This is a genomic window from Anaerobacterium chartisolvens, from assembly GCF_003337415.1.
GTDB classification, from domain to species: domain Bacteria; phylum Bacillota; class Clostridia; order Acetivibrionales; family DSM-27016; genus Anaerobacterium; species Anaerobacterium chartisolvens.
Window position 1 is genome coordinate 40,676 of the sequence record NZ_QPJT01000008.1, and the last position, 21,836, is coordinate 62,511.

General features: G+C 43.2%; 19 protein-coding genes and 1 tRNA gene. 14 read left to right on the top strand and 6 right to left on the bottom strand.

Translation table 11 applies throughout. From position 1 onward, the window contains the following. Positions 1–49 precede the first annotated feature (49 nt). Entirely contained in the window at positions 50–1,960 is a 1,911-nt protein-coding gene (gene htpG, locus DFR58_RS08395) for a molecular chaperone HtpG (RefSeq protein WP_114297381.1), read from the bottom strand. Between the two features lie 296 nt (positions 1,961–2,256). Here htpG and DFR58_RS08400 point away from each other — a divergent pair, with 296 nt between their 5' ends. After that, positions 2,257–3,318 (top strand): AI-2E family transporter, encoded by a 1,062-nt coding sequence (locus DFR58_RS08400; RefSeq protein ID WP_114297382.1) that lies wholly within the window; start codon positions 2,257–2,259, stop codon positions 3,316–3,318. Further along, the gene (locus DFR58_RS08405) at positions 3,318–4,481 is read left to right on the top strand and encodes a DUF116 domain-containing protein (protein WP_114297383.1); all 1,164 of its coding nucleotides are present in this window, start codon (positions 3,318–3,320) and stop codon (positions 4,479–4,481) included. The genes DFR58_RS08400 and DFR58_RS08405 overlap by 1 nt, the downstream gene beginning before the upstream one ends. A 32-nt stretch (positions 4,482–4,513) precedes the next feature. Here DFR58_RS08405 and DFR58_RS08410 read toward each other — a convergent pair whose 3' ends face one another. Beyond that, entirely contained in the window at positions 4,514–5,356 is an 843-nt protein-coding gene (locus DFR58_RS08410; RefSeq protein WP_114297384.1) for an aminotransferase class IV, read from the bottom strand. Between the two features lie 243 nt (positions 5,357–5,599). Between DFR58_RS08410 and DFR58_RS08415 the strand changes: the two genes are divergently transcribed. The 3 genes from DFR58_RS08415 (at position 5,600) to DFR58_RS08420 (ending at position 6,850) form a co-directional block, all read left to right on the top strand. After that, complete coding sequence (locus DFR58_RS08415; protein WP_114297385.1) at positions 5,600–5,956, top strand: hypothetical protein; 357 nt, start codon at positions 5,600–5,602, stop codon at positions 5,954–5,956. Between the two features lie 60 nt (positions 5,957–6,016). After that, positions 6,017–6,166 (top strand): hypothetical protein, encoded by a 150-nt coding sequence (locus DFR58_RS21805; RefSeq protein ID WP_170138086.1) that lies wholly within the window; start codon positions 6,017–6,019, stop codon positions 6,164–6,166. 153 nt (positions 6,167–6,319) lie between these two features. Beyond that, entirely contained in the window at positions 6,320–6,850 is a 531-nt protein-coding gene (locus DFR58_RS08420) for a C40 family peptidase (RefSeq protein WP_114297386.1), read from the top strand. 5 nt (positions 6,851–6,855) lie between these two features. Here DFR58_RS08420 and DFR58_RS08425 read toward each other — a convergent pair whose 3' ends face one another. Then, entirely contained in the window at positions 6,856–7,125 is a 270-nt protein-coding gene (locus DFR58_RS08425; protein WP_114297387.1) for a hypothetical protein, read from the bottom strand. A gap of 271 nt (positions 7,126–7,396) precedes the next feature. Here DFR58_RS08425 and DFR58_RS21810 point away from each other — a divergent pair, with 271 nt between their 5' ends. From DFR58_RS21810 to DFR58_RS08445, 6 genes are all read left to right on the top strand, one after another. Then, the gene (locus tag DFR58_RS21810; RefSeq protein WP_170138087.1) at positions 7,397–7,543 is read left to right on the top strand and encodes a hypothetical protein; all 147 of its coding nucleotides are present in this window, start codon (positions 7,397–7,399) and stop codon (positions 7,541–7,543) included. A 110-nt stretch (positions 7,544–7,653) separates the two neighbouring features. Beyond that, positions 7,654–7,728, top strand: a tRNA-Thr gene (locus DFR58_RS08430). A 196-nt stretch (positions 7,729–7,924) separates the two neighbouring features. Further along, positions 7,925–8,782, top strand: a complete 858-nt coding sequence (locus DFR58_RS08435) for a KilA-N domain-containing protein (protein WP_114297388.1) — start codon at positions 7,925–7,927, stop codon at positions 8,780–8,782. Next, positions 8,767–9,351, top strand: coding sequence for a hypothetical protein (locus DFR58_RS22365; protein WP_242987472.1), 585 nt, complete (start codon positions 8,767–8,769; stop codon positions 9,349–9,351). Before DFR58_RS08435 ends, DFR58_RS22365 begins: the two co-directional genes overlap by 16 nt. 44 nt (positions 9,352–9,395) lie before the next feature. Continuing rightward, the gene (locus tag DFR58_RS22370; RefSeq protein WP_242987475.1) at positions 9,396–9,776 is read left to right on the top strand and encodes an abortive infection family protein; all 381 of its coding nucleotides are present in this window, start codon (positions 9,396–9,398) and stop codon (positions 9,774–9,776) included. Positions 9,777–9,843: 67 nt separating this feature from the next. Then, positions 9,844–10,683 carry a Cthe_2314 family HEPN domain-containing protein gene (locus tag DFR58_RS08445; RefSeq protein WP_114297389.1) on the top strand — a complete coding sequence of 280 codons (840 nt, stop codon included), beginning with the start codon at positions 9,844–9,846 and terminating at the stop codon, positions 10,681–10,683. A gap of 67 nt (positions 10,684–10,750) precedes the next feature. On the opposite strand, the gene DFR58_RS08450 is transcribed toward DFR58_RS08445, so the two are convergent. The 3 genes from DFR58_RS08450 to DFR58_RS08460 all read right to left on the bottom strand — a co-directional run bounded on the left by DFR58_RS08450 (position 10,751) and on the right by DFR58_RS08460 (position 12,383). Next, on the bottom strand, positions 10,751–11,119 hold the full coding sequence (locus DFR58_RS08450) for a type II toxin-antitoxin system death-on-curing family toxin (protein ID WP_114297390.1): 369 nt from the start codon (positions 11,117–11,119) through the stop codon (positions 10,751–10,753). After that, entirely contained in the window at positions 11,116–11,358 is a 243-nt protein-coding gene (locus DFR58_RS08455; RefSeq protein ID WP_114297391.1) for a type II toxin-antitoxin system Phd/YefM family antitoxin, read from the bottom strand. The genes DFR58_RS08450 and DFR58_RS08455 overlap by 4 nt, the downstream gene beginning before the upstream one ends. Before the next feature lie 146 nt (positions 11,359–11,504). Next, the gene (locus DFR58_RS08460) at positions 11,505–12,383 is read right to left on the bottom strand and encodes an Rpn family recombination-promoting nuclease/putative transposase (protein ID WP_114297392.1); all 879 of its coding nucleotides are present in this window, start codon (positions 12,381–12,383) and stop codon (positions 11,505–11,507) included. 580 nt (positions 12,384–12,963) lie between these two features. On the opposite strand from DFR58_RS08460, the gene DFR58_RS08465 reads away from it, so the two are divergent. From DFR58_RS08465 to DFR58_RS08475, 3 genes are all read left to right on the top strand, one after another. Next, on the top strand, positions 12,964–15,357 hold the full coding sequence (locus tag DFR58_RS08465; RefSeq protein ID WP_170138088.1) for a LuxR C-terminal-related transcriptional regulator: 2,394 nt from the start codon (positions 12,964–12,966) through the stop codon (positions 15,355–15,357). Positions 15,358–15,454: 97 nt separating this feature from the next. Continuing rightward, positions 15,455–15,694, top strand: coding sequence for a DUF2442 domain-containing protein (locus DFR58_RS08470; protein WP_114297394.1), 240 nt, complete (start codon positions 15,455–15,457; stop codon positions 15,692–15,694). Between the two features lie 42 nt (positions 15,695–15,736). Beyond that, entirely contained in the window at positions 15,737–21,748 is a 6,012-nt protein-coding gene (locus DFR58_RS08475) for an S-layer homology domain-containing protein (protein WP_114297395.1), read from the top strand. The last annotated feature ends 88 nt before the right edge of the window (positions 21,749–21,836 follow it).

Consider the following 21,836-nt stretch of genomic DNA (forward strand, 5'->3'; position numbering starts at 1 on the left):
CTTTGAATTTATTCAGGTGAGAGGGCGTCTCCGCTTACACATATCAGTCCTACTTACCTGCCAGCTTCAGCATTATCTGGCTTGACCTCTCTATAAACCTGGTCATGGCCTCGGGCTCAAGCTGCTTATGTCCCATCATTGCCAGATCGTGCACCTGCTGGCAAATCATTTTAACGTCATCCTTGCGTGCCTCATCATCCTTTGCCTCCAGTATGAACTGCACAAGGCCGTTATTGCTGTTTAAAACCAGAGTCTCCTCCTTGGGGAACATATAGCTCATATCCGCCCCGCCGAACATCTTGCTCATTTCCTGCATTCTCCTTGACTGCTCCGATAAGAGAATCATTCCCGGAACTGCGGAAGCCTTGAGGCTCTCGACCTGTACCTTAAGCTTGTCATCCTCCATAACTTCCTTAAAGAGCTTTTCCAAGCCCTCCTTCTGTGCAGCGTCAACGGAGACTGCCTCAGTATCCTTGAGGCTGTCCGATAAATCGGAGTCAATTCGACTGAATTTCACACCGCTTTCCTTTGTCTCCAAAAAGCTTATAAAATGGCTGTCAATCATAGTGGTAAGCTTGATGGCTTCCATTTCATTATCCTTGAACAGCTTTATATACTGTGCCTGCTGCTTTTCGTCGGTAATATAAAAAACCTTGTTCTCATGCTTTTCCTTGTTGCGCTCAAGGTAATCCTTAAGCGTCGCATAGTCGTCATTTGTCGTCTTATATATAACTATATCCTTAACCCTGTCAAAGAATTTCTCCTCCTTGAGGCAGCCGTATTTTACAAAGGGATTTATATCGTCCCAGTATTTATTGTAGTTCTCCCTTTCATTCTCATACAGCGCCGAGAGCTTGTCTGCAACCTTTTTTGTTATGTGGGATGAAATTTTGGACACGTACCCGTCATTCTGAAGGAAGCTTCTCGATACATTCAGCGGGAGATCAGGGCAGTCTATCGTACCCTTCAGCAGCATCAGAAATTCGGGTATTACCTCTTTAATATTGTCTGCGACAAACACCTGATTGTAGTACAGCTTTATCTGGCCCTCATTTGTCTCAAACTCATGCTTCAGCTTGGGGAAGTACAGTATTCCCTTTAAGTTGAATGGGTAGTCCATGTTTAAATGAATCCAGAACAACGGCTCATTAAAGTCATGAAATACCTTTGTATAGAAACTTTTGTATTCCTCATCGGTGCAATCCTTTGGAGCCTTCAGCCATAACGGGCTTATGTCGTTTAGCGGCTTGGGAGCCTCTTTTTCCTTCTTCTCCTCCCCTTCTGCATTCTCCTTGTCGGCATCATCCTTTACGGGCTCCTCTTTTTTCGCCGAATCCTCAAGGTAAAGCTCGTATGGAAGGAACGAGAAGTATTTTACAAGAATTTCCCTCATTTTGTATTCATCCAAAAACTCCAGACTGTCCTCCGCCATATGTAATGTTATGACGGTTCCTCTGGTATCAAGCTCGGACTCATCCATCTCATATTCCGTACCCTCGGAGCTTACCCATTTTACCGCCTTAGCCCCCTTTTGAAAAGAAAGGGTATCTATTTGCACAGTTTCAGCCACCATGAAGGCGGAATAAAAGCCAAGCCCGAAATGTCCTATAATTTGTCCCTCGTCTGTTTTATCCTTATATTTTTCAATAAAGTCCTTAGCCCCTGAAAAAGCTATCTGGTTGATATACTTTTTCACTTCGTCCTCTGTCATTCCAATACCGTTGTCTATTATTTTTATTGTATTTTCATCCTTATTTACAACCACACGGATTAAATACCTGTTGTCCTCGCCGATCTCAGCCTCTCCTATAGAAGCAAGCTTTTTAAGCTTACTTATAGCATCACTGGCGTTGGAAACCAATTCACGAATAAATATGTCCTTTTCAGAATACAGCCATTTTTTTATAATGGGGAAAATGTTTTCAGTATTGATTGAAATACTTCCATTTTCAAGAGCCATTTTAAAACCTCCTTAAACGCAATGCTTTTAATAGTTTTAGTTTATAAGGGAGACAGCATAATTCCCAATATATATATTACAACTTCCTGAAAAAGGTTGTCAAGAGAAATTTAGCACTCTCTTAGCGTGAGTGCTAATAATTTTACATTTCCATAAACATCATTTCATTGCTAAACACTAATTTATCGGATATAATTCTTATAGCGTTCTACTGTTCTTTAACAGAATTCCTTTGTATTAGTGACCTGTTAAAAAACACCCAAGCAGCGCTACTTTAGCGAAATGAGGCTGCACCTATGGACTTAATTAAAGCATTGCTTCAAAAGGATTTGGTAAGAAGAGTTCTAATATTTTCATTCATAGGCTTTATGCTGTTTTTAATAAAGGACATGCTCAATCTTATGCTGCTGACCTTTATTTTTACTTATCTTATGTACAGGCTTCAGAATTTTTTAATTTTGAGACTTAAAAGATTCGTATATATAAAGCAAAAAATAATTGTTGTGCTGCTTTACTTAATATTTGCCTGTATTACCGCCCTTGCGCTGTTTAAATATGTGCCCGTGCTTATACAGCAGATAAAGGACGCGGTGGATCAACTGGTAGCCTTCTACCAGCGTCCCCATGAAAACCCCTTTGAGAAATATTTAATTACGCTTATCAATCAGGCGGATATCGCAAGCTATTTCAATAAGGGAGCGGACTTCCTTTTCAAATCTGCTTTTAATATAAGCAAATGGGGTATAAATATACTTATATCGGTTATTCTCAGCCTGTTTTTTCTTCTTGAAAGGAACCGCATACTTCGTTTTACTCAGAGATTTAAAACAAGTAAAATATCGGTATTTTATAATGAAATCTGCTTCTTCGGGAATAAATTTTTAAATTCCTTCGGTAAGGTTATAGAGGCTCAGATTTTAATAGCTCTGATCAACTGTATTTTATCGGTTATAGCACTGTGGATTATGGGTTTTCCTCAAATTCTGGCTCTCGGAATAATGATATTTGTGCTGGGACTAATCCCTGTCGCAGGCGTCATAATATCGCTTATTCCCCTGTGCCTTATAGCGTATAATATTGGGGCGTCCCCTTCCGACGGTATTAAAAATATAGTATATGTCCTGATTATGATTGCATTGCTCCATGCGCTTGAAAGCTATTTTTTAAATCCCAAGCTTATGTCCTCCAAAACTGAGCTCCCTGTATTTTATACATTTTTGGTATTGATATTTTCAGAGCATTTTTTTGGTGTATGGGGACTTATAATAGGACTGCCGGTATTTATCTTTGTACTGGATCTAATAGAGGTAAACAGAGATTCCGATCCATTGACGGTGGATAAGGAGGCGGGCCTGTAATGCAGGGATATACAACCTATTGCCTTGGCGGAGCTTCAGATCTGCCGGATCAATACTATAAAGATATACATGCCTTTACGGATGAGTTTTTTATTAAGGCGGAGCCTTTTTTGCCTTTCATAGAAGCATACAGCAGCTATGTAAGCGTTTCTTTTCCCCATGTATCTTATCCCGTTAAGGAATGTGCCTTTGAGTTTCTTATGCTGGGAATTCTGTGGAAGATCTACAGCGTTAATTCCCTAAGGCTTTCGCCACCGGCCGCAGGCATAATGAAAGCACTTTTAAGGCTTCGCAGGCATGGAGAGCTTATGAAGCAATGCACTGATTTTGTACGCGGTATAATGTCAACGCTTTTTCTCTTGCCCAAGAAAGCAGACGAAGTATCATATGCACAGCCTTCCAAAGACAATCTTAATAAGCTGAACAGGTGGCTTTATGCTTCGGGCGATTTTAATCAGGAGGCGGAGCGCCTGTGCTTGTGGAGCAGCTTTTTAAAGAGGCTGGAGCCTCAAGCCTCATACAATGTTATCAACTCCGCTGTTTCCCTTGCCTCATGGTTCGAGATCAGAAGCAAAGAGGTTTTGGGAGCATACACGTCACAGGTCGACAGCTTTCTGGACGGTAACCTAAAGTCCGGCCATTGGCGTGAAGACATAATATTTTGCCGCAGGAGAAGGGTAGAATACCATATGAACATGCTCGGTGCGGAAATTATGAACAGGGTCTTCCGAAGCGAATTTGTCAAGACGCAACGCAGAGCAGTGCTTTTACCTGCCTGCATGTGCATTATGGGTCATGAAAAATGCAAAGCGGCAGCGGAGGCTGACGGGCTAAAATGCACGGGCTGCACATCAGGGTGCGGAGTCAACAGCTTAAGCAGACTGGGAGAATTGCACAACTTTAGCGTTTTGATTATAAAGCATGAGTCCGATTCTCTTTCTCCGGAGTTGTCCAAAAACCCCGACGGCAGCAAAACAGGTATAGTGGGTATTGCATGTGTGCTTAATCTTATATCGGGAGGGTGGAAGGCCGGAAAACTCGGAATGCCCGCACAGTGTATTATCCTCGACTACTGCGGCTGCACAAAGCACTGGCACCCGTGTGGAATAACAACCGGGATCAACATGAAGCAATTTATGAAGATTATGGATATAGCGCATTAAAACGTTTAATCCTTGACAAAGGCTTCACACCGTCAAAGCGCAGGCGTCCATTTTTGTCTGCTTTTCTCAACATGCTCATTTATCAGTCTGTCGAATTGATCGCGTATCAGCACTACAGTAGGGTGAGTACCCGATGAGTATTTAATGCCGTCTATGCCCGACACGGGAAGCACCTTTATTGAAGTACCTGAAATAAATACGCCCTCCATTTTATCCAGCAAATCCACATCAATAAGCGTCTCTACCAAATCTAAGCCAAGCTTTATGCACACGTTTATTATATATTCTCTCGTAACCCCCTTTAGTATACACTCTCCTGGAGCCGTAAATACCTTGGTGCCTTTGACGAAAAATACGTTTGATTTGCTTCCCTCTGTTATTTTCCCCGCACTATTTACAAGCAGCAGCTCAAAATAATTTCCCTCCGCAAATTTTTCGCTTACAGCCCTCTTATATTCGGCACTTAAAAGCTTAACATTGGGGTTTTTTCTTTCCCAGTTAAACAAGGCTACCCCGACTCCCCTGCTTACTTCCTCGTTTGAAGGATAATAGCTCTTGCTTATATAAGCCAGACAATTCTGCACATCGCCCTCATAGAAAATCACAATCTTCACATTGCAGCTTACGAGGCTATTCGCCTTAACAAGCTTTTGAATGCTGTAGGCCATCTGCTGCTTTGTAAATTCAAGCTCCTTCCCAAGAATAGCCAGAGAGTTTTTTAAACGCATATAATGATCCTCAAAGAAAAGAGGAGCCAAATCAATTATGCGGATAACCTCATAAACAACACTATCGGTTATATCCGCCCCCGAAAGCTCTCTCTGCTCTATAAGCCTGTCATTTACAATATATAAACTGCCCGCATTGTCAATCATTAAATTTATCCCTCTTTTTACAATTTGAATTTTTGCTATAAAAGCTATAAAGCTTTATTTTAAGCCTATAAGCTTATTTTTTATACATAGCACAAGGATATTTTACATAAAATAAGGCCATGCTGTCAAACCTTGTTTTAAGGCATATTATTAATATCAGGGCACTGTATATATTTAAATTGGCAATTACCATGTAATTTGTTTAAAATTTACATAATTATACAATATATTTTGGAGGTATTTATGAAAAGGCATATTGTTATAGCTTTTATTGCCGTTGCTCTTGTGGTGTTAGGAGGGTGCGGAGAAAAATCAACCTATACAAAGGAATTTGAGTATCTTCCCTCATATCCGGGCATGGAAAGCGCCAATACCACTCAGGTATACCAGCAGACCTTTTCGAATGCCGTATACACAATAAAGAATGCCGCACACAAGGATATTTTTAAGAAATATAAAAGTATTCTTGAAAAGGATGGCTGGAAGATAAAGGACAGTGACAATCCCATAAGCATAAATGCCGAGAAGGGCAAGCATATGGCGGTAATCATACCCATGCAGGTGAAGAATGATGTAACTATTTTTATATTGTCAAAATAGTCTTGTATTAGTATTATTAATGGTATATAGCGATAAAGATTTTACAATGAGGAGGGTAATATGCATTTAATACTATTGGCCTTTTTTGGCCTATTCCTGTTTATGGTTATAATGTACCTTGTGGTTAAAGCGGCAGTAAATAATTCGGAGCAGCTTAAAGAAATAAAGGTTATGCTCATGAAGGCCCAGAATAATCGTTACGGAGAATAAAAAGGAAGCCTTCAGGCTACTATTTCCCGAAAGCTTTAAAATAAATGAACTATCGTGATGCTATTATATATAATGATTGCTAAGCATGTATTATAAAAGTGTTAATTTATAATGAAGGTACTATTTATTTCTCATATGGCATAAATAGTAATTATGAAAAGAAATATACGTGTAAAAGCGGCGGCAATTTTTTATATTGCTTTATTTTTGACAGGAGTTATAGTATCCTTTTTAAGCGAGCCTTCTTTCCCGGATGACACAAATATTTTAAGACAGGAATACCTTTTTGAAAAAAACTCGGGGGCTGCTGTCAAAAGCTCTGAAATGCTGTACCACACTCTTATAGGCCAGTTGGGAAAGCCCTATGCTTACGGACAAGAGGGGCCGGATTCGTTTGACTGCTCAGGTCTTACAAAATACGTGTATTCAAAAATAGGCCTGAGCCTGCCAAGGTTAGTGTCGGAGCAGGCCAAGGCCGGGGAATGGGTGGACAAAGCGGATTTGGAATTCGGAGACATAGTATTTTTTTCAAATGACAGCGAAAAAGAGCCGTCTCATGCAGGGATATACATAGGGCACAGTTATTTTATACATGCCCCAAAAACGGGAGACGTTGTTAAGGTAAGCTCTCTAAGCTCAGAGTATTACCGGCAAAAATATTTCACTGCGGCAAGGTTTTTGTAACTGCTTTAAGGCTCCTCGTCTCTGTACGTTAACATATTCTCACTGTGGAAAATATGCCCTAAAGCGGTAACACATGCAGTTCCCAAAAACGACATCACTTCACCGTCGGTGGAATTATCGCCTATAAAGACGATGCTGTTCACAAATCCATATTTATTCTGCATATCCTTCAAGAGCTCTATATATTCTTTATCGTTTATCCTCAGGCTGGGCTCTTTTCCCTTAATCAAGCTATCTATTACCTTGAACATCAGCATTTCTTTTTCTCTCTGCATATGTAAAACAACCATTCTTTCTGTGTTATTTGTAACATTTATACAAATACTGCTTAAGTGTTAATTTTATATAGCATTCCCAATAAGCAGCGAGCAAAAGCATATATATATTATAACTCTGCTGTGCCTGGTTATTCCAGACTATTTTTAATTTATCTCTACGAATATTTTCAATTTGTAACATGTCTTTAATTTTTAACATCATCTTAATTTTTTCTTAAAATACAATCTATAGAATATATTCAAATAATATATACAAGGAGTGATTAATATGGAACATCAAAGCCTTCTTTCATATGACACTGCTTCGCTTAAGAAACAGATTGCAGATAACTCAAAAAAAATTGATGAATATCTTAAACAGTTAATTGTTATAACCGGCGGCAGACTGTCCGATATCCCTGAAGCCGATTGCTAAAGCTTCTTCCAAGTTAAAAATATAAAAATTGATTTATTGACAAAGACTCTTTAAAGCAGTAAAATATTTAATACGGGTCGGGATTATCTGCCTGACCCGTTGTTTTTTTTGCCGCTGTGGCTCAGGGGTAGAGCAATTCACTCGTAATGAATAGGTCGGGGGTTCGATTCCCCCCAGCGGCTCCAAATGTAAAAAACCTCAGAATTAAGAGCGTTCTGAGGTTTTTTTGTGCAATTCATCGGGTATATAGAGATAAAAGAGATGTTCGGATTGCGAGTAAAGGTATTTTTTGGTACAATAAATCTAAATAAGTGAACTGTACTAAAAAGATGTGCAGTTCGTCTTGCTACTTTTGTTACACGTTGAATGGAGGCAAGGCCGATGCCAAAGGATAAGAACATGAAAGAAACCATTATTGCTAAAGGGACTGAAATTACTGTTATTTCTGGCGGAGATGACAACGATTATATTTCTCTGACCGATATTGCGAAATATAAAAGCGAAGATCCAAATGATGTAATTAAGAATTGGCTTCGCGGTAAAGACACGATTGAGTTTTTGGGATTATGGGAGCAACTCAATAATCCGGATTTTAAACCCGTCGAATTCGACGGGTTTAAAAATGCCGCCGGTGCAAATGCATTTACTCTGTCACCTACAAAATGGATTGAATCAACTAATGCCATTGGAATTATTTCAAAAGCTGGTCGATATGGCGGCACATTTGCTCACAAAGATATTGCTTTTGAGTTCGCATCTTGGATTTCTGCTGAATTTAAGCTTTATATCATAAAGGATTATCAACGCCTTAAAGCTGATGAAAGCAGTAGACTGTCACTTGGGTGGAACCTCAATCGAACTCTTGCAAAGATTAATTATCGTATACATACAGATGCAATAAAGGATGTATTAATCCCGCCTGATGTTACTCCGCAAAAGCAAAATATAACTTATGCCAATGAAGCTGACATTTTGAATGTTGCTCTGTTTGGAATGACAGCGAAAGAGTGGCGGAAGGCTAACCCAGATGCAAAAGGAAATATCCGTGACGAAGCATCACTACAGCAGCTTATTGTTTTGTCAAACATGGAAAGCCTGAATGCAGAGTTTATCCGTCAGGGATTGCCACAAAAGGATCGACTCTTGCGGCTTAATGCCAGCGCTAAGCAGATGATGAGATCGTTGTTGGATAGCGCGGGCATTGAACGATTGAAACAGTTGGAATGGCCAAAGGGGTAAAAAACAATGAGAGTAAATTTGCACCCGAATACTTTTTCAATTGCCTCGAATTCGAGGCAATTAACTTCTTTATTACAAGGCAGAGAGGAAAATCAATGAGCAATAAAACTGATTCCCCATTCGGGCTATTAAGAAACAAAACAATCCTTGCTATCCTTGATGGAGATACTTCCTTTGGTGAGGTTGATGATATAAGGATATCTATGCCATATTTAAGTGGCCCTACCTTGGTAGGAATTTCACAAATGTTTGGATTAGATGTTTCTTACGGAGGGAGTGGAGGTACACAAAGCCGATGGGCATATTTAGATGATCTTATTGAATATTGCATAAGAAAAAACAAAATAAATGAATTGCTTTCTTATTTATTTTCAAAGCAGCAATTTGAAGAAATACTTAGAGGAAACTCACCGGAACGGATTGAAGAACTTTATGAGCATATTATTTCTATAGTCCATGAGCAATTAATGGTGTACTTTACTTTGGCGGAAATAAACTTGCAGTTGCAAATAAAAGGTATCATATTATCCCTATTGATAGTGTTGTTGAAATCGAAGCCCCGACAGTAAAAAGCATTGATCGTGAGTACATCAAAGGATTATCAGAACGCGCTATGCAAGATGTTGTTGATGGCAATTATGATAGTGCTATTACAAAATCGAGGACTCTTCTGGAAGAAGTGTTTTGCTATGTGATTGAAAGGAAAGGCGAAACACCATCTGACAGTGGAGATATTGGGAAGCTTTACAACCAAGTCAAGCAATTACATAGTATGCACCAAGATAAGGATGTAGACAAGCGCATTAATATGCTATTGTCGGGGTTCGAAAAAATAGTATCTTCAATTGCACAAATGCGAAATGAAGGAAGCGATTCACATGGAGTAGGTGCAAGGAGAATAAATATTGCAGAACATCATGCAAGGCTTTATGTTAATTCTGCAATGGCCATGGCTGATTTTATTTTGTCAGTTAGTAACAATCATAAGTCATAATGACTGTAGAATAAATTTACAGGGTATAAAACTAACGAAAATAAGTAATGTGCGGAAGGAGAATTGTATGTCGGATGTACAAATTGAAGGTTCATTTGAATTACTTACGCAAGACGAATGGGATAATTATTTGGGGGTCAATTTCTTTGATAATATGAATATAGGTATAGAACGTTTTGGAGTGTCTATGAATGGCTTTCCCGATATATCACATCCGAGACTTGCAGAACTAATACAAGATCACAATAATAAAGTTGGGTCATTAGTAATTACCTATGCTTTGTGCAGACATTATTTTGACAAAGGGATTCCTGATGATCCTTGGTATATTTCACCTGGGAAAGAAGGGCAGTCAATTCAGTACTTCCCAAACTTTAAAGAAGAACATTGGATGCGCAGATATTGGTTTAATTATTTTTCTGATACTTTCTACATGAAACTTTCTTCTGTCTGGGATTCTATAATTGAAATTCTAAATCATTACTATTCTCTTGATTACCCTATTAAATTGGGTACAAGAAAGAAGGTCATTGACTGGCTCGATAAAAATGTAAAGCATATAGCCTCTATATTTAAAGAAATTGAGCAAAATCAGTTATATATAAATGCTAAAGATTATCGTAACCGTGCTTCACATGGTACATCAGCTGCCTCAGTTACTAATACCATAAAGAGTCAAAAAGATGTGTGGACAGAAGTTCATGATAGGGATTCCAATGGTAATTTGAGATTAGATGAAAATAATAAGCCTATTATGAAAAAAGTAAAGGCAAAGTCGGTGATTTCAATGAGCGTAGGTAACTATACTAACGTGCCTACAATTATGGAAAATATGGAGAAATATTCAGTTTATTCAGGGCTGAAAATTCAGGAAATTATTAGTTTAGTTTCAGTGAAAGGGAAATGATTTATACTACCTTACGAACAACCGCAGGTCGGGGGTTCGATTCCCCCTAGCGGCCGTATTTTTGATCTCAATCCAGAATCCAATCGAGCAGCGCTTTGTCGTCCATGCTGCCATCAGCCAGCGCTAAGCCGACACGGATAATCTCCTCGTCTGTACAATCCTTGCCAGCCCCATTGAGTTCCAAGAACAGGAGCATTGCCATCATGCCGGTACGCTTGTTACCATCAAGGAAAGCATGGTTGTTGATCAGTGAATATCCGAGCCTTGCGGCTTTCGCCTCAATGGTCTTATACAGCGGTACATCGTCAAAGGTCTGAAAAGGCGCATTGACAGCCGACTCCAAAAGGCCCTCGTCTCGAACACCGTCCATGCCTCCGGTTTCTTCTATCAACAGATGGTGAATCTGCTTGATATGTTCTACGGACAGCCTCTTCATTTGGCAAGTTCCTCAAAAGCGTGCCTATTTTTGGCGAGGATGCGCCTTGCGACCCTGTCAACTTCCTCTTCTCCGGCAATCTCCTCTTTCTGGAACTGGCTGAATTCCATAAGGACATAGCGCGGCACGTTGTTTTTTAGAATAACGGCGGCGCCGTTTTCATCCACGAGTCTTGCAACACGGGAAAAATTTTGGTTGGCCTCGGTGATAGACACCAGATTATTTGTGTTGATTTGCATAATCGACACCTCCTTCTGCTTATAGTATACGCAATAATTAGGAGGAATACAACCTAAATTTTGAACATTGAAATTATGGGACGCTCCTGCTTATTGAAGCTGCTTCAATGAGCAGGAGCGTCCCTAATTATATCCAGGTATTTTCTTTACTTTATGTTCTCTATCTCTTCCACTGTCAGTCCTGTAGCCTTTGCAATATCTGAAGCTTCCATTCCCAGAACACGCATATTTTTAACTATCTGAATATTTCTCATTTCTATTCCTTTCTGCATACCTTCCTCTATTCCTTCCTGTCTGCCTTCCTGCCGCCCTTCCTGCCTTGCTCCTGTGATCCTTGTTATCTCATCATGTACAGCCATTTCCCGTGCTTCATAATACCTTCTTATCTCATCGAAGCTTCCAAGGTACTGAAGCACCTCTTCTGCCCTTGCTATTGCAGGCTCTTCTCTCATTGCCATCTCAAGCACCTCCTCCGGCGAATCTTCAATAAACACCAGCCATCTATCCAGTGGCTTCCCTAAGTCAGGCTTTGCCCTCCTAAACTTAGGCAGTTCTATAAACCTTACCTCCATTATGTCCGTCAGCTTGCAGTCTTTATGTCTGTCTTCCCACAGGTGAAACACAGTGCTGTAGCTATCCACATCTATATAGCTGAAATCCAGTATGTTTATCGTTATTGTCTTTTTAAGCTCATTAAAGGGCTGACCTTCCTTAAGCTGCTCCGTGAATATTTTAGACCAGTAAAAAATAGTCCTCTTATCCATATTGTACTGGTTTACAAGCTGAACTTCTATATTTATATGCTCTCCAAGCATGGTTTTGGCCCTTATATCCAGTATTCCCAGCTTGTCGTTTATTCCTTCCTTTTTTAAGCGAGTGTTTTCTATTATCTCAATGTCCTCAAGCTGTTTGTTTCCTTCAAGCTCCAGTACTGCGTTTAAAAAGCTTATCAGTATTTCCTTATTTTCAGGCTGACCGAATATCCTCTGGAATATAAAGTCGTTCTTTACTTTCAGCCTTTTCATATGAATTCATCACATCCCGCATACCGTTATTTTCAATATATTATTATTTTACCAGAAATCATTATGGATTAACATAGATTTGTTTATAAATCCTTCTGCATTCTATATCCTCTCCACTGTAAGCTGTGCAGCATACCCGGCATAAAAAAATATGTCCCCTTCACAGCAGCGGCCTTGTTGTTTTTACGCCTTCTGCTGAAATTATGGGGACGCTCCTGCTTATTGAAGCAGCTTCAATGAGCAGGAGCGTCCCTAATTATATCGAAGAGTAGGATTATCTTACGAACAGCCATAGGTCTGGGGTTGGATTTCCCCCAGCGGCTCCAAATGAAAATTTAAGCAAAAGGACTTGAACAACAAGGGTTCAAGTCCTTTTGCTTGTGCAGCATTTATGATATACTTAAATTCAAAGAGAAATGGAGTATTACCGCAAGGCGGATGCAAATACTTTGTGCCCAAGCTAAAATTCATGGATCAGCAAAATATGTGAGGTGATAGGATGACCGAGAGCAGAATCTTTCAACCTAACACACATTATTATTCCCCCCGACTGCTCAAAAAACTGGGAGGAATTTTATATGTGCCGGTAACAGTGATAGAAGCACCTTCAGGCTACGGAAAGACCACAGCGGTACAGGATTATCTTAAAAATACGCTGCCGAAAGGCGTTCCCGTTCACTGGTGGAATGCTGAGGAGGACGCTCCGACAGCTTATTGGACGGCGCTTTGCAAAGAGTTTATGAGCATTGATCCTATGGTGGGAAAAGAGCTGCTCTCCTTAGGATTTCCTAAACCCATGTCCGCCTGGGAAATCGGGAAGCTGATCGGCAGTCTTAGCTGTGATGCACAAACAGTACTGGTGTTGGATGACTTTCATTTTTTACAAAAGGTGCTGTCACGGAACGTGATGTCGGCATTGCTTTCCTACGCCGGGAAGAAACTGCATCTGGTCATCATTACTCAAACCGTGCGTCCCTTTCCTCTTTCTTACTTTGAACAAAAAGATATTCATTACATACGAACAGAAGACTTACGCCTGAACAGTGAGGACATACGGCAGTATTGCCGGCTTTGCGGCATTTCTGTTTCAAAGGAGGAAGCGGGAAAAATTTATGAGTACACAGAAGGATGGATTGCAGCCGTTTACCTCACCGTACTGCAAATGCAGCGGGATGAAGGGATAGTTCCGGGCTTGAGTCTTATTCAGCTTATGGAGAACATTGTATGGAAAAACATGAGCGCTCAGGGAAAGAATTTGTTTTTTCATATTTCATTGTTCCCCAGCGTCAGCATTGAACATATTTGTTTTTTACTGCAAACCGTTCCCTTGCCGGAGGCGGTTTTTACGTTGTTGGAAGAAACTCCCTTTGTACGGTATGAGGCGGAGAAACATCAATATGTACCCCATGCGGTTTTGCGGGAGATGCTGCTGCGAAGGCTTAAGGCTGCGGACATTCAGACAAGAAACAGGTGCTATGGCAGGGCAGGGGCATGGTTTGCCAAAACTGGTGACATTCTTTACGCACTGGAATGCTTCTATAAAATATGTGATTATGAAGCCATCTTTTCCCTCCCGCTTACGGGAATGACGCTGGCAAGAATCGGCGGCATACCCTTTACTCAGATGGCTGAACGGCTTATTTGGGATTGTCCCACAGCCATTAAGCAAAAATATCCCATAGCCCTTTTGCGTATCGCTTATGCCTTTATTAGCGCGAATAGCCGCGAACAGGCAGTCATGTTGCTGGAGGAGATTAAAGGATATATTGGGAGAATGGAAAAAAGTGACGATCAAAAAGCTTTATTAGGTGAATGGATACTGATTTCCGCTTTTTTGCATTTTCCGGATATTCAAAAAATGGAACCCGCTATTCGGGAAGCGGCTGAGCAGATCGGCGGCAGATGCCGTACTTTAACTGCCGAGGAGCCCTTTGCTTTTGGACTGCCTCTCATGATTTTCTTTCACAGAACACCCGGTAAATTAGACGAGGAAATGCAAGCCCTTTCCAGTGTGATTCAAAGGCTTTCTGTTCTCACAGGTGTAAAAATCGGCGCAGATGTATTGTTTCAGGCTGAATCCGCTCTGTTTCGAGGAAATTTTTCTAAGGCGGAACGGCTTTCTTATAAGGCCGCTTACATAGCTGAAGGGAGCAGGCAGTGGACGGTAAGGATGGGAACCGTGAACTTAATGGCCCAGTTGGCTATGAAGCGCGGAAACAACAGCGATTTATCCCAATATATGAATGAATTGGAGAAAAGCGTAGATAAGGAGGATGCCATTTGTCCTTTTGTTGCACAAATGCTACAGACCGATTATTATATGTGGCTGGGTCTAACCGAACTGATTCCGCAATCGGTACGGCGAGGCAGGAGCGAGTTCGTGGACGCTCCCTCCTGGGTCAGGGTATATTTGGGATATTTTCATATCGGTATCCTTTTGCAGGAGGCGGATTATAACCGGCTTTTAGGCACTGCCGAAGCAGCCATTATGGAATGCCGGGAGGAAGGATATCTGATGGTGGAAATCTATATGTGCCTGATTGCTGCCATGGGATATTATCAAACCGAACATCGGGAAAAAGCCTTTTCCTATGTAAAGGAGGCTCTTGATAAATCTAAACCAGATGGCATATATCTTCCGTTCATGGAATTCAAGTCGGTACTAGGCGGATTGGTGGAAAAAGCGTTTTATGAACAAAACGAAAAAATGCCCGAGGAAATCGCAGAAAGCGGACAGATTATCGGAGATAACTGGAAGCTTCTGATCCGTCTTAGCTCCGAAAGCAACGTGCTGCCCTATGGCCTGACCGAACGGGAAATGGAGGTGGCAACCCTTGCTGCCAAAGGCATGAGCAACAAGGAAATTTCGTCGGTGCTGTATATCACGGAGGCCACTGTCAAATTCCATTTGCGCACGGTTTTTTCCAAGTTGGGAATTGACCGGCGCAGTAAGCTATCGAGACTGTTGGAATAAAAAACTATCCTTTCGAACGGGGCGAAAAAGAAAATTCTGCTTTATGATGTTATAGAGCAGAATTTTTTATTTTGCCAAAAAAAGGGAGGGTGTTTGCATGGGAACCATTCGTTCTGTTATTCCTTTGGAAGGGTATCGTCTGCTGATAGAACTAAATACCGGAAGCAGCATTACGGTAGATCTGTTGCCGAAGCTGAAAACCGCCCGCTTTGCAGAGCTTAAGGATCAGAGTATTTTTCAGGATGTAAAAACCGACAGTGACACAGTCATATGGGGAGACGGCGTTTTAAAAATCCCTGTGTTTGAATTGATTGATGTTGCTGTGGGAAGTATGTAGAACTTATTCAAGCAATTATTATAATGTGAGGAGTGACAGGGAATGTTTCGTGTGAGAAAAGCAGCGGGAAATTATTTAATAAAAGACAAAATCATGGCGTGGCTCATAGTTGCGGCAATTATGCTTACTTCCGTCCTTGTGCTGCCTGTTCCGGTATCGGCATATGCCTTCAGCGGCGGGAGCGGGACATTAAACGACCCTTACCGGGTGGCTACATCAGAGGATTTAAATCAGGTTCGGAATTATCTGGGCAGTTGCTTTAAGCAAACGGCAGATATCGACCTGAGCGGATATGCTAATTGGACGCCGATAGGCAGCTCAGTTATACGCTTTGCCGGTACCTATGATGGGGGCGGATATAAAATTTCCAATCTAAAAATCACTGATAATTATAGTAGAGTCGGACTATTCGGTGTTGCTAATGTTAACTCATTAATAATTAATGTTAACCTGGACAGTGTAAATATGACTATAAGTGGTATGTACAATTATTGCATAGGCGGGCTAGCGGGAGAAGTCTATGGCTCTGTCATTAAGTGCAGTGCGAGCGGAACTGTTACCGGAGCTGACCGTGTAGGCGGTTTAGTTGGATATAATTGCGGTTTAGTTGAAGGCTGTTATGCCGACGCTCAGGTGTTAGGAACTACTTATATAGGCGGATTAATAGGAAGCTCCGAAGAAGGCAGTATAGTGAGAAGAAGCTCCAGTGTAGGCGCTGTAAGCGCTACTTCGCATTCCGTCGGAGGATTGATCGGCGGGATGGTTTCTTCCCACGTTGAAAACAGCTTCAGCAGCGCAGCCGTATCCGGCACTAATACATATAAAGGCGGGCTCGTCGGCGTAATTATTAATCAATCGACAGTGAATAATTCCTACAGTACGGGTGCGGTCTCGGGCTCGGGCCCGGAAATCATAGGCGGCCTGGTGGGTTTGGTGAACAGCAGTACTGTTACCGGTAGTTACTATGACCGCGAAACCTCAGGCCAAAGCGATACCGGCAAAGGAATTCCCTTGGATACCGCCCAGATGAAGCAGCAAGCCAGCTATGCCGTATGGGACTTCGCCACGGTGTGGCAAATAACGGAAGACACCTCCTATCCTGAGCTGCTAAGGAGCAGTTCACCCTTTATGGGATTAGGCACGGCAGGCGTTCCTTATCAGGTATCCAGTGCCTATCAGCTCAACACAGTAAGAAATTACATGAGTGCATGTTTTATTCAAACGAAGGATATTAATCTAAGCGGTATTGACTGGGTGCCGATAGGAAATGTCAGCAACATGTTCTATGGAACATATAACGGAAACGATTTTACCATTGAGAATCTTAATTGCAGCAATTTGCAGAACAGCGTGGGGCTTTTCGGAGAATCTGCTTATGGCTCTGTTCTCACCGGCATAAATTTAGTAAATATAACAGTACAAGGGAATGATAATGTGGGGGGTCTGGTTGGCTCATGCAACGGAAGTGTCTCCAACTGCCATGTATCTGGCAGCGTATCGGGAATCAAATATGTAGGGGGAGTCGCAGGCTTTAGTACCAGAACTATGTATAGTTCCAGCTCCGCAGCTGTCAGCGGAACCACCGATGTCGGTGGGCTGGTCGGATATAACGGATATGAAATTAATTACTGCTATAATACCGGCAGCATAACGGGAGATACCAATGTGGGCGGCCTGACGGGGCATAACATCGGGGGTATTGTTGAAAACTCCTATAATACCGGCAATGTTTCTGGGAGCAGCTACGTTGGAGGTCTAATAGGACTGAACAAGAAACTCGTTCGATACAGCTATAATACCGGCAATGTTACGGGAACTACCACCATCGGTGGATGCATAGGCGCAAATGAGGGAAGCAACGCAGTAATCCAGAATATTTTTTATAACGCTGATAATATTACAGATCACAGTATTATCGGCAGTGAGCCCGAGCAGGGGGTTTCAAAAACAACTTCAGAAATGAAGCGGCAGAGCACCTATACCAATTGGGATTTTAACACCTACTGGAAAATTGCCGACAGCGTCGGTTATCCCCAATTGCAATGGGAAGATTTTCGGGATTTTGCGCCCCCGGAATTGGACGGTGCGGTTCCGGCATCCGGCTCCAGCGGATCAGTGCTGCTGATAAATTTTGATGAGCCGGTACAAAAGGGTACGGGAAATATTACCATAACCTCTCAGGCTGATGGCAGTGTTTTAAATATTGATGCTGCAGGCAGCCGGGTGGCGGTGAATAATAAGCAGGTCACCATTACCCTAGAGGAGAGCTTGACACGGGGCACAACCTATACTTTGACCATGGTTGAAGGGGCTTTTGTCGATACCGCCAGCAATAACTGCCGGGCTGCCACCGGATATTATGTACCGGGAAATCTGGCCTTCGCCGCCAATGGAGGTACGGTGTCCGCCTCATCAACACACAATGATTTCTTTACAATTCAAAAAATAAATGATGGGATAAGGCATTGGTATTGGAATGATGGAACACAATGGAATTACGATAATGACTGGTGTAAAGTCAGCTGGCCAGCGGTACAGGAAATCAACAGAATCGTGCTAAGACTGCCTGTCACAAGTGCTCTAACCGAAGCACAGCGTACCATAGGCCCTCTTACTCTACAGTACCTTGATGGGAATGGAGTTTATCACGATTTGACCACTATTGACAGTTGGCTAACACCGGACACATATAATGGAACCGAAATAAAGTCATTCACCTATTACCCGGCACTGAACACCCAAGCTGTACGTGTTAAATTTAGCGGAGGCAACAGTGACGGCTGGGTGTATTTAGAGGAGCTTGAAGTATACAATGATCGCAATGCCCTTGTATCCTCACAGGGTAACCAATATACAGTAAACGATGGCAACAATACCATCTCCGGCGGTTCAACAGTAATTACATCAGATACAACGGTAACGGCCTTTCTGGGCAACCTGACAAAACATAGCGGTTCGGTCTGGAAAGTGGTGGCCGCAAATGTCAGCATAACCAGTGCGGCACAATTTAACGAAGCTGCAGGGAAATCACACGGAGACAGTATGGCTGCGGGAGATAAGCTGGCAGTGCTGGCTGGAGACAATACCACTTTAAATGTCTACAGCGTTGTCATCAAATCCATATCGGTTGGCAGCCAGACAGTCACCATCACCGAAGGAACCGCAGGGTCAGTCACCTTTTCGGCAACAACGGAGAATATACCGAACGGCACAGCGGTAACAGTGAGCTGGTGTGACGCCGGCGGCAATGCCGCATCAGCCCCAACGGGACTGACAGTCGGCGGAACAAATATAGCATCCGGAGGCTCAACCATAACAGTAACAGCGAGTACTGCGGCGATAGCGGGAACGTACTACTTCAAGGCAGCAAGCAACGGAGCAGTCTCGGGCGTGGTGTCAGTGACGGTTGTTGAGGCACCATATGATGTACTTGTAAGCGTCGTTTCCCCTGAAGATATAACGGGCGTGCCCAACGGGACCGCAAAAACTGCTTCTGCTCTGGGGCTGCCCTCAACATTGACACTGGTCACCGACGATGGAAACGTCCCCGCCAATGTTACATGGGACGTGGCAGGAAGTTCCTATGACCCCGATAATACTGCGGAGCAGACCTTTACCGTAGCTGGAACCGTGACGCTGCCGGATGGCGTGGTAAACACGAACGGCGTTTCGCTGGATGTGAGCATAAACGTGACGGTTGCGGAGGCACCCTCCACGGATAAGACGCTTGTAAGCGTCATTTCCCCCGAAGATATAACGGGCGTGCCCAACGGAACCGCAAAAACTGCTTCTGCTCTGGGACTGACCTCAACATTGACACTGGTCACTGACGATGGAAACGTCCCGGCCAATGTTATATGGGACGTGGCAGGAAGCTCCTATGATCCCGATAATACTGCGGAGCAGACCTTTACCGTAGCTGGAACCGTGACGCTTCCGGATGGCGTGGTAAACACGAACGGCGTTTCGCTGGATGTGAGCATAAGCGTGACGGTTGCGGAGGCACCCTCCACGGATAAGACGCTTGTAAGCGTCATTTCCCCCGCAGATATAACCGGCGTGCCCAACGGAACCGCAAAAACTGCTTCTGCTCTGGGGCTGCCCTCAACATTGACACTGGTCACCGACAATGGAAACATCCCCGCCAATGTTACATGGGACGTGGCAGGAAGTTCCTATGACCCCGATAATACTGCGGAGCAGACCTTTACCGTAGCCGGAGCCGTGACGCTGCCGGATGGCGTGGTAAACACGAACGGCGTTTCGCTGGATGTGAGCATAAGCGTGACGGTTGCGGAGGCACCCTCCACGGATAAGACGCTTGTAAGCGTCGTTTCCCCTGAAGATATAACGGGCGTGCCCAACGGGACCGCAAAAACTGCTTCTGCTCTGGGGCTGCCCTCAGTATTGACACTGGTCACCGACGATGGAAATGTCCCGGCCAATGTTACATGGGACGTGGCAGGAAGTTCCTATGACCCCGATAATACTGCGGAGCAGACCTTTACCGTAGCTGGAACCGTGACGCTGCCGGATGGCGTGGTAAACACGAACGGCGTTTCGCTGGATGTGAGCATAAGCGTGACGGTTGTTGAGGCACCATATGTGGTAACTTATACCGTCACCTTTAGCAGTAACGGCTCGGTGTATACCATTAAAACCGTTAACGCAGGCGATAGTATCGGAAGCGCGGCTTGGCCTGCCGATCCTACAAGAAGCAGCTATACCTTCGGAGGCTGGTTCACAGGTGAAAATGGCTCAGGAAATGCGTTTACCTCTTCAACGACACTCAACTCCGACATAACCGTATACGCAAAATGGGCATCCAGCGGCGGAGGATATGGCGGTGGAAGCAACACTACGTCAACACCGGTAACCCCTGTAACACCAACCTATAAGGCAGATGTTAAAACTGGGAACGGCACTGAAACGACTCTACCCGTCACTGTTGACAAAAATACCGGAAGCGCTTTCATACATATAGGCTCTGAGAAGCTCCCTCAGGGCAGAAATATCATCACGGTACCTTCAATCTCCGACATTAATACTTATTACGTAGGCATACCAGTTCTACACCTGTCAACTATTAATGTTCAGGGTACGCTGGCTCTCAATACCGACACGGGCAGCATCACTGTTCCGTCCAATATGCTGACAGGCGTTTCGGGCATTAGCGGAAATACTGCAAAAATATCCATCGGTCAGGTCGATAAGAACGCTTTGCTGAAGGATGTGAAAGCTGCCACCGACAACAGGCCTCTCATCCAACTTATGCTATCCATTGACGGCAAGCCAATTGAATGGAACAATCCCAACGCGCCGATAACAGTGAGCATACCCTACACTCCAACAGCGGAAGAGCTTGCCAATCCCGAAAGCATCATCATTTGGTACATCGACGGCAGCGGTAAGGCAATTTCAGTACCCAACGGACATTATGACCCAGCCACAGGTACAGTTACCTTTACTACCACCCATTTCAGCTATTATGCGGTGGGCTATAATAATGTAAACTTCATAGATGTAGCGGAAAATGCATGGTATAGCAAAGCAGTGAGCTTTATCGCGGCCAGAGGGATTATACCCGGTACGGAAGACGGGTATTACAACCCTCAGTCGGAGCTGACCCGCGGCGAATTCCTTGTGTTTATGATGCGAGCCTACAATATAGCTCCCGATATAAACCCAACGGATAACTTTTCAGACGCGGGCAGAACTTATTACACAGGTTATCTGGCGGCGGCAAAGCGTCTTGGACTCGCCGGCGGTGTAGGCAATAACATGTTTGCTCCGGAAAAGGAAATTACGAGACAGGAAATGTTCACGCTTATGTATAATGTTCTGAAGAAAGCCAATAAGCTTCCGCAGGGTAATTCCGGGAAATCGCTTTCAAGCTTCAACGACGCCGGACAGATATCATCGTGGGCACAGGAAGCTATGAGTCTGCTGGTTAAAACCGGAACCATCGGAGGAAACGCCGGAAAGCTCACTCCGGTAAGTACGGCAACCAGAGCTCAAATGGCGCAGGTGTTGTATAACCTGCTGTCAAAGTAGAACAAAGAAAGTCAATAAATGCTAATGGGAGAATTCAATTTCTCCCTATTTATTGGCAAGGCGGCTCTGGAAAAAGCTGCATTTGCAA

What these genes read in the sequence shown, in the direction of transcription:
- htpG (WP_114297381.1), bottom strand. Translation starts at nt 1,960, where the DNA reads ATGGCTCTTGAAAATGGAAGTATTTCAATCAATACTGAAAACATTTTC.
- DFR58_RS08400 (WP_114297382.1), top strand. Translation starts at nt 2,257, where the DNA reads ATGGACTTAATTAAAGCATTGCTTCAAAAGGATTTGGTAAGAAGAGTT.
- DFR58_RS08405 (WP_114297383.1), top strand. Translation starts at nt 3,318, where the DNA reads ATGCAGGGATATACAACCTATTGCCTTGGCGGAGCTTCAGATCTGCCG.
- DFR58_RS08410 (WP_114297384.1), bottom strand. Translation starts at nt 5,356, where the DNA reads ATGATTGACAATGCGGGCAGTTTATATATTGTAAATGACAGGCTTATA.
- DFR58_RS08415 (WP_114297385.1), top strand. Translation starts at nt 5,600, where the DNA reads ATGAAAAGGCATATTGTTATAGCTTTTATTGCCGTTGCTCTTGTGGTG.
- DFR58_RS21805 (WP_170138086.1), top strand. Translation starts at nt 6,017, where the DNA reads ATGCATTTAATACTATTGGCCTTTTTTGGCCTATTCCTGTTTATGGTT.
- DFR58_RS08420 (WP_114297386.1), top strand. Translation starts at nt 6,320, where the DNA reads ATGAAAAGAAATATACGTGTAAAAGCGGCGGCAATTTTTTATATTGCT.
- DFR58_RS08425 (WP_114297387.1), bottom strand. Translation starts at nt 7,125, where the DNA reads ATGCAGAGAGAAAAAGAAATGCTGATGTTCAAGGTAATAGATAGCTTG.
- DFR58_RS21810 (WP_170138087.1), top strand. Translation starts at nt 7,397, where the DNA reads ATGGAACATCAAAGCCTTCTTTCATATGACACTGCTTCGCTTAAGAAA.
- DFR58_RS08435 (WP_114297388.1), top strand. Translation starts at nt 7,925, where the DNA reads ATGCCAAAGGATAAGAACATGAAAGAAACCATTATTGCTAAAGGGACT.
- DFR58_RS22365 (WP_242987472.1), top strand. Translation starts at nt 8,767, where the DNA reads ATGGCCAAAGGGGTAAAAAACAATGAGAGTAAATTTGCACCCGAATAC.
- DFR58_RS22370 (WP_242987475.1), top strand. Translation starts at nt 9,396, where the DNA reads ATGCAAGATGTTGTTGATGGCAATTATGATAGTGCTATTACAAAATCG.
- DFR58_RS08445 (WP_114297389.1), top strand. Translation starts at nt 9,844, where the DNA reads ATGTCGGATGTACAAATTGAAGGTTCATTTGAATTACTTACGCAAGAC.
- DFR58_RS08450 (WP_114297390.1), bottom strand. Translation starts at nt 11,119, where the DNA reads ATGAAGAGGCTGTCCGTAGAACATATCAAGCAGATTCACCATCTGTTG.
- DFR58_RS08455 (WP_114297391.1), bottom strand. Translation starts at nt 11,358, where the DNA reads ATGCAAATCAACACAAATAATCTGGTGTCTATCACCGAGGCCAACCAA.
- DFR58_RS08460 (WP_114297392.1), bottom strand. Translation starts at nt 12,383, where the DNA reads ATGAAAAGGCTGAAAGTAAAGAACGACTTTATATTCCAGAGGATATTC.
- DFR58_RS08470 (WP_114297394.1), top strand. Translation starts at nt 15,455, where the DNA reads ATGGGAACCATTCGTTCTGTTATTCCTTTGGAAGGGTATCGTCTGCTG.
- DFR58_RS08475 (WP_114297395.1), top strand. Translation starts at nt 15,737, where the DNA reads ATGTTTCGTGTGAGAAAAGCAGCGGGAAATTATTTAATAAAAGACAAA.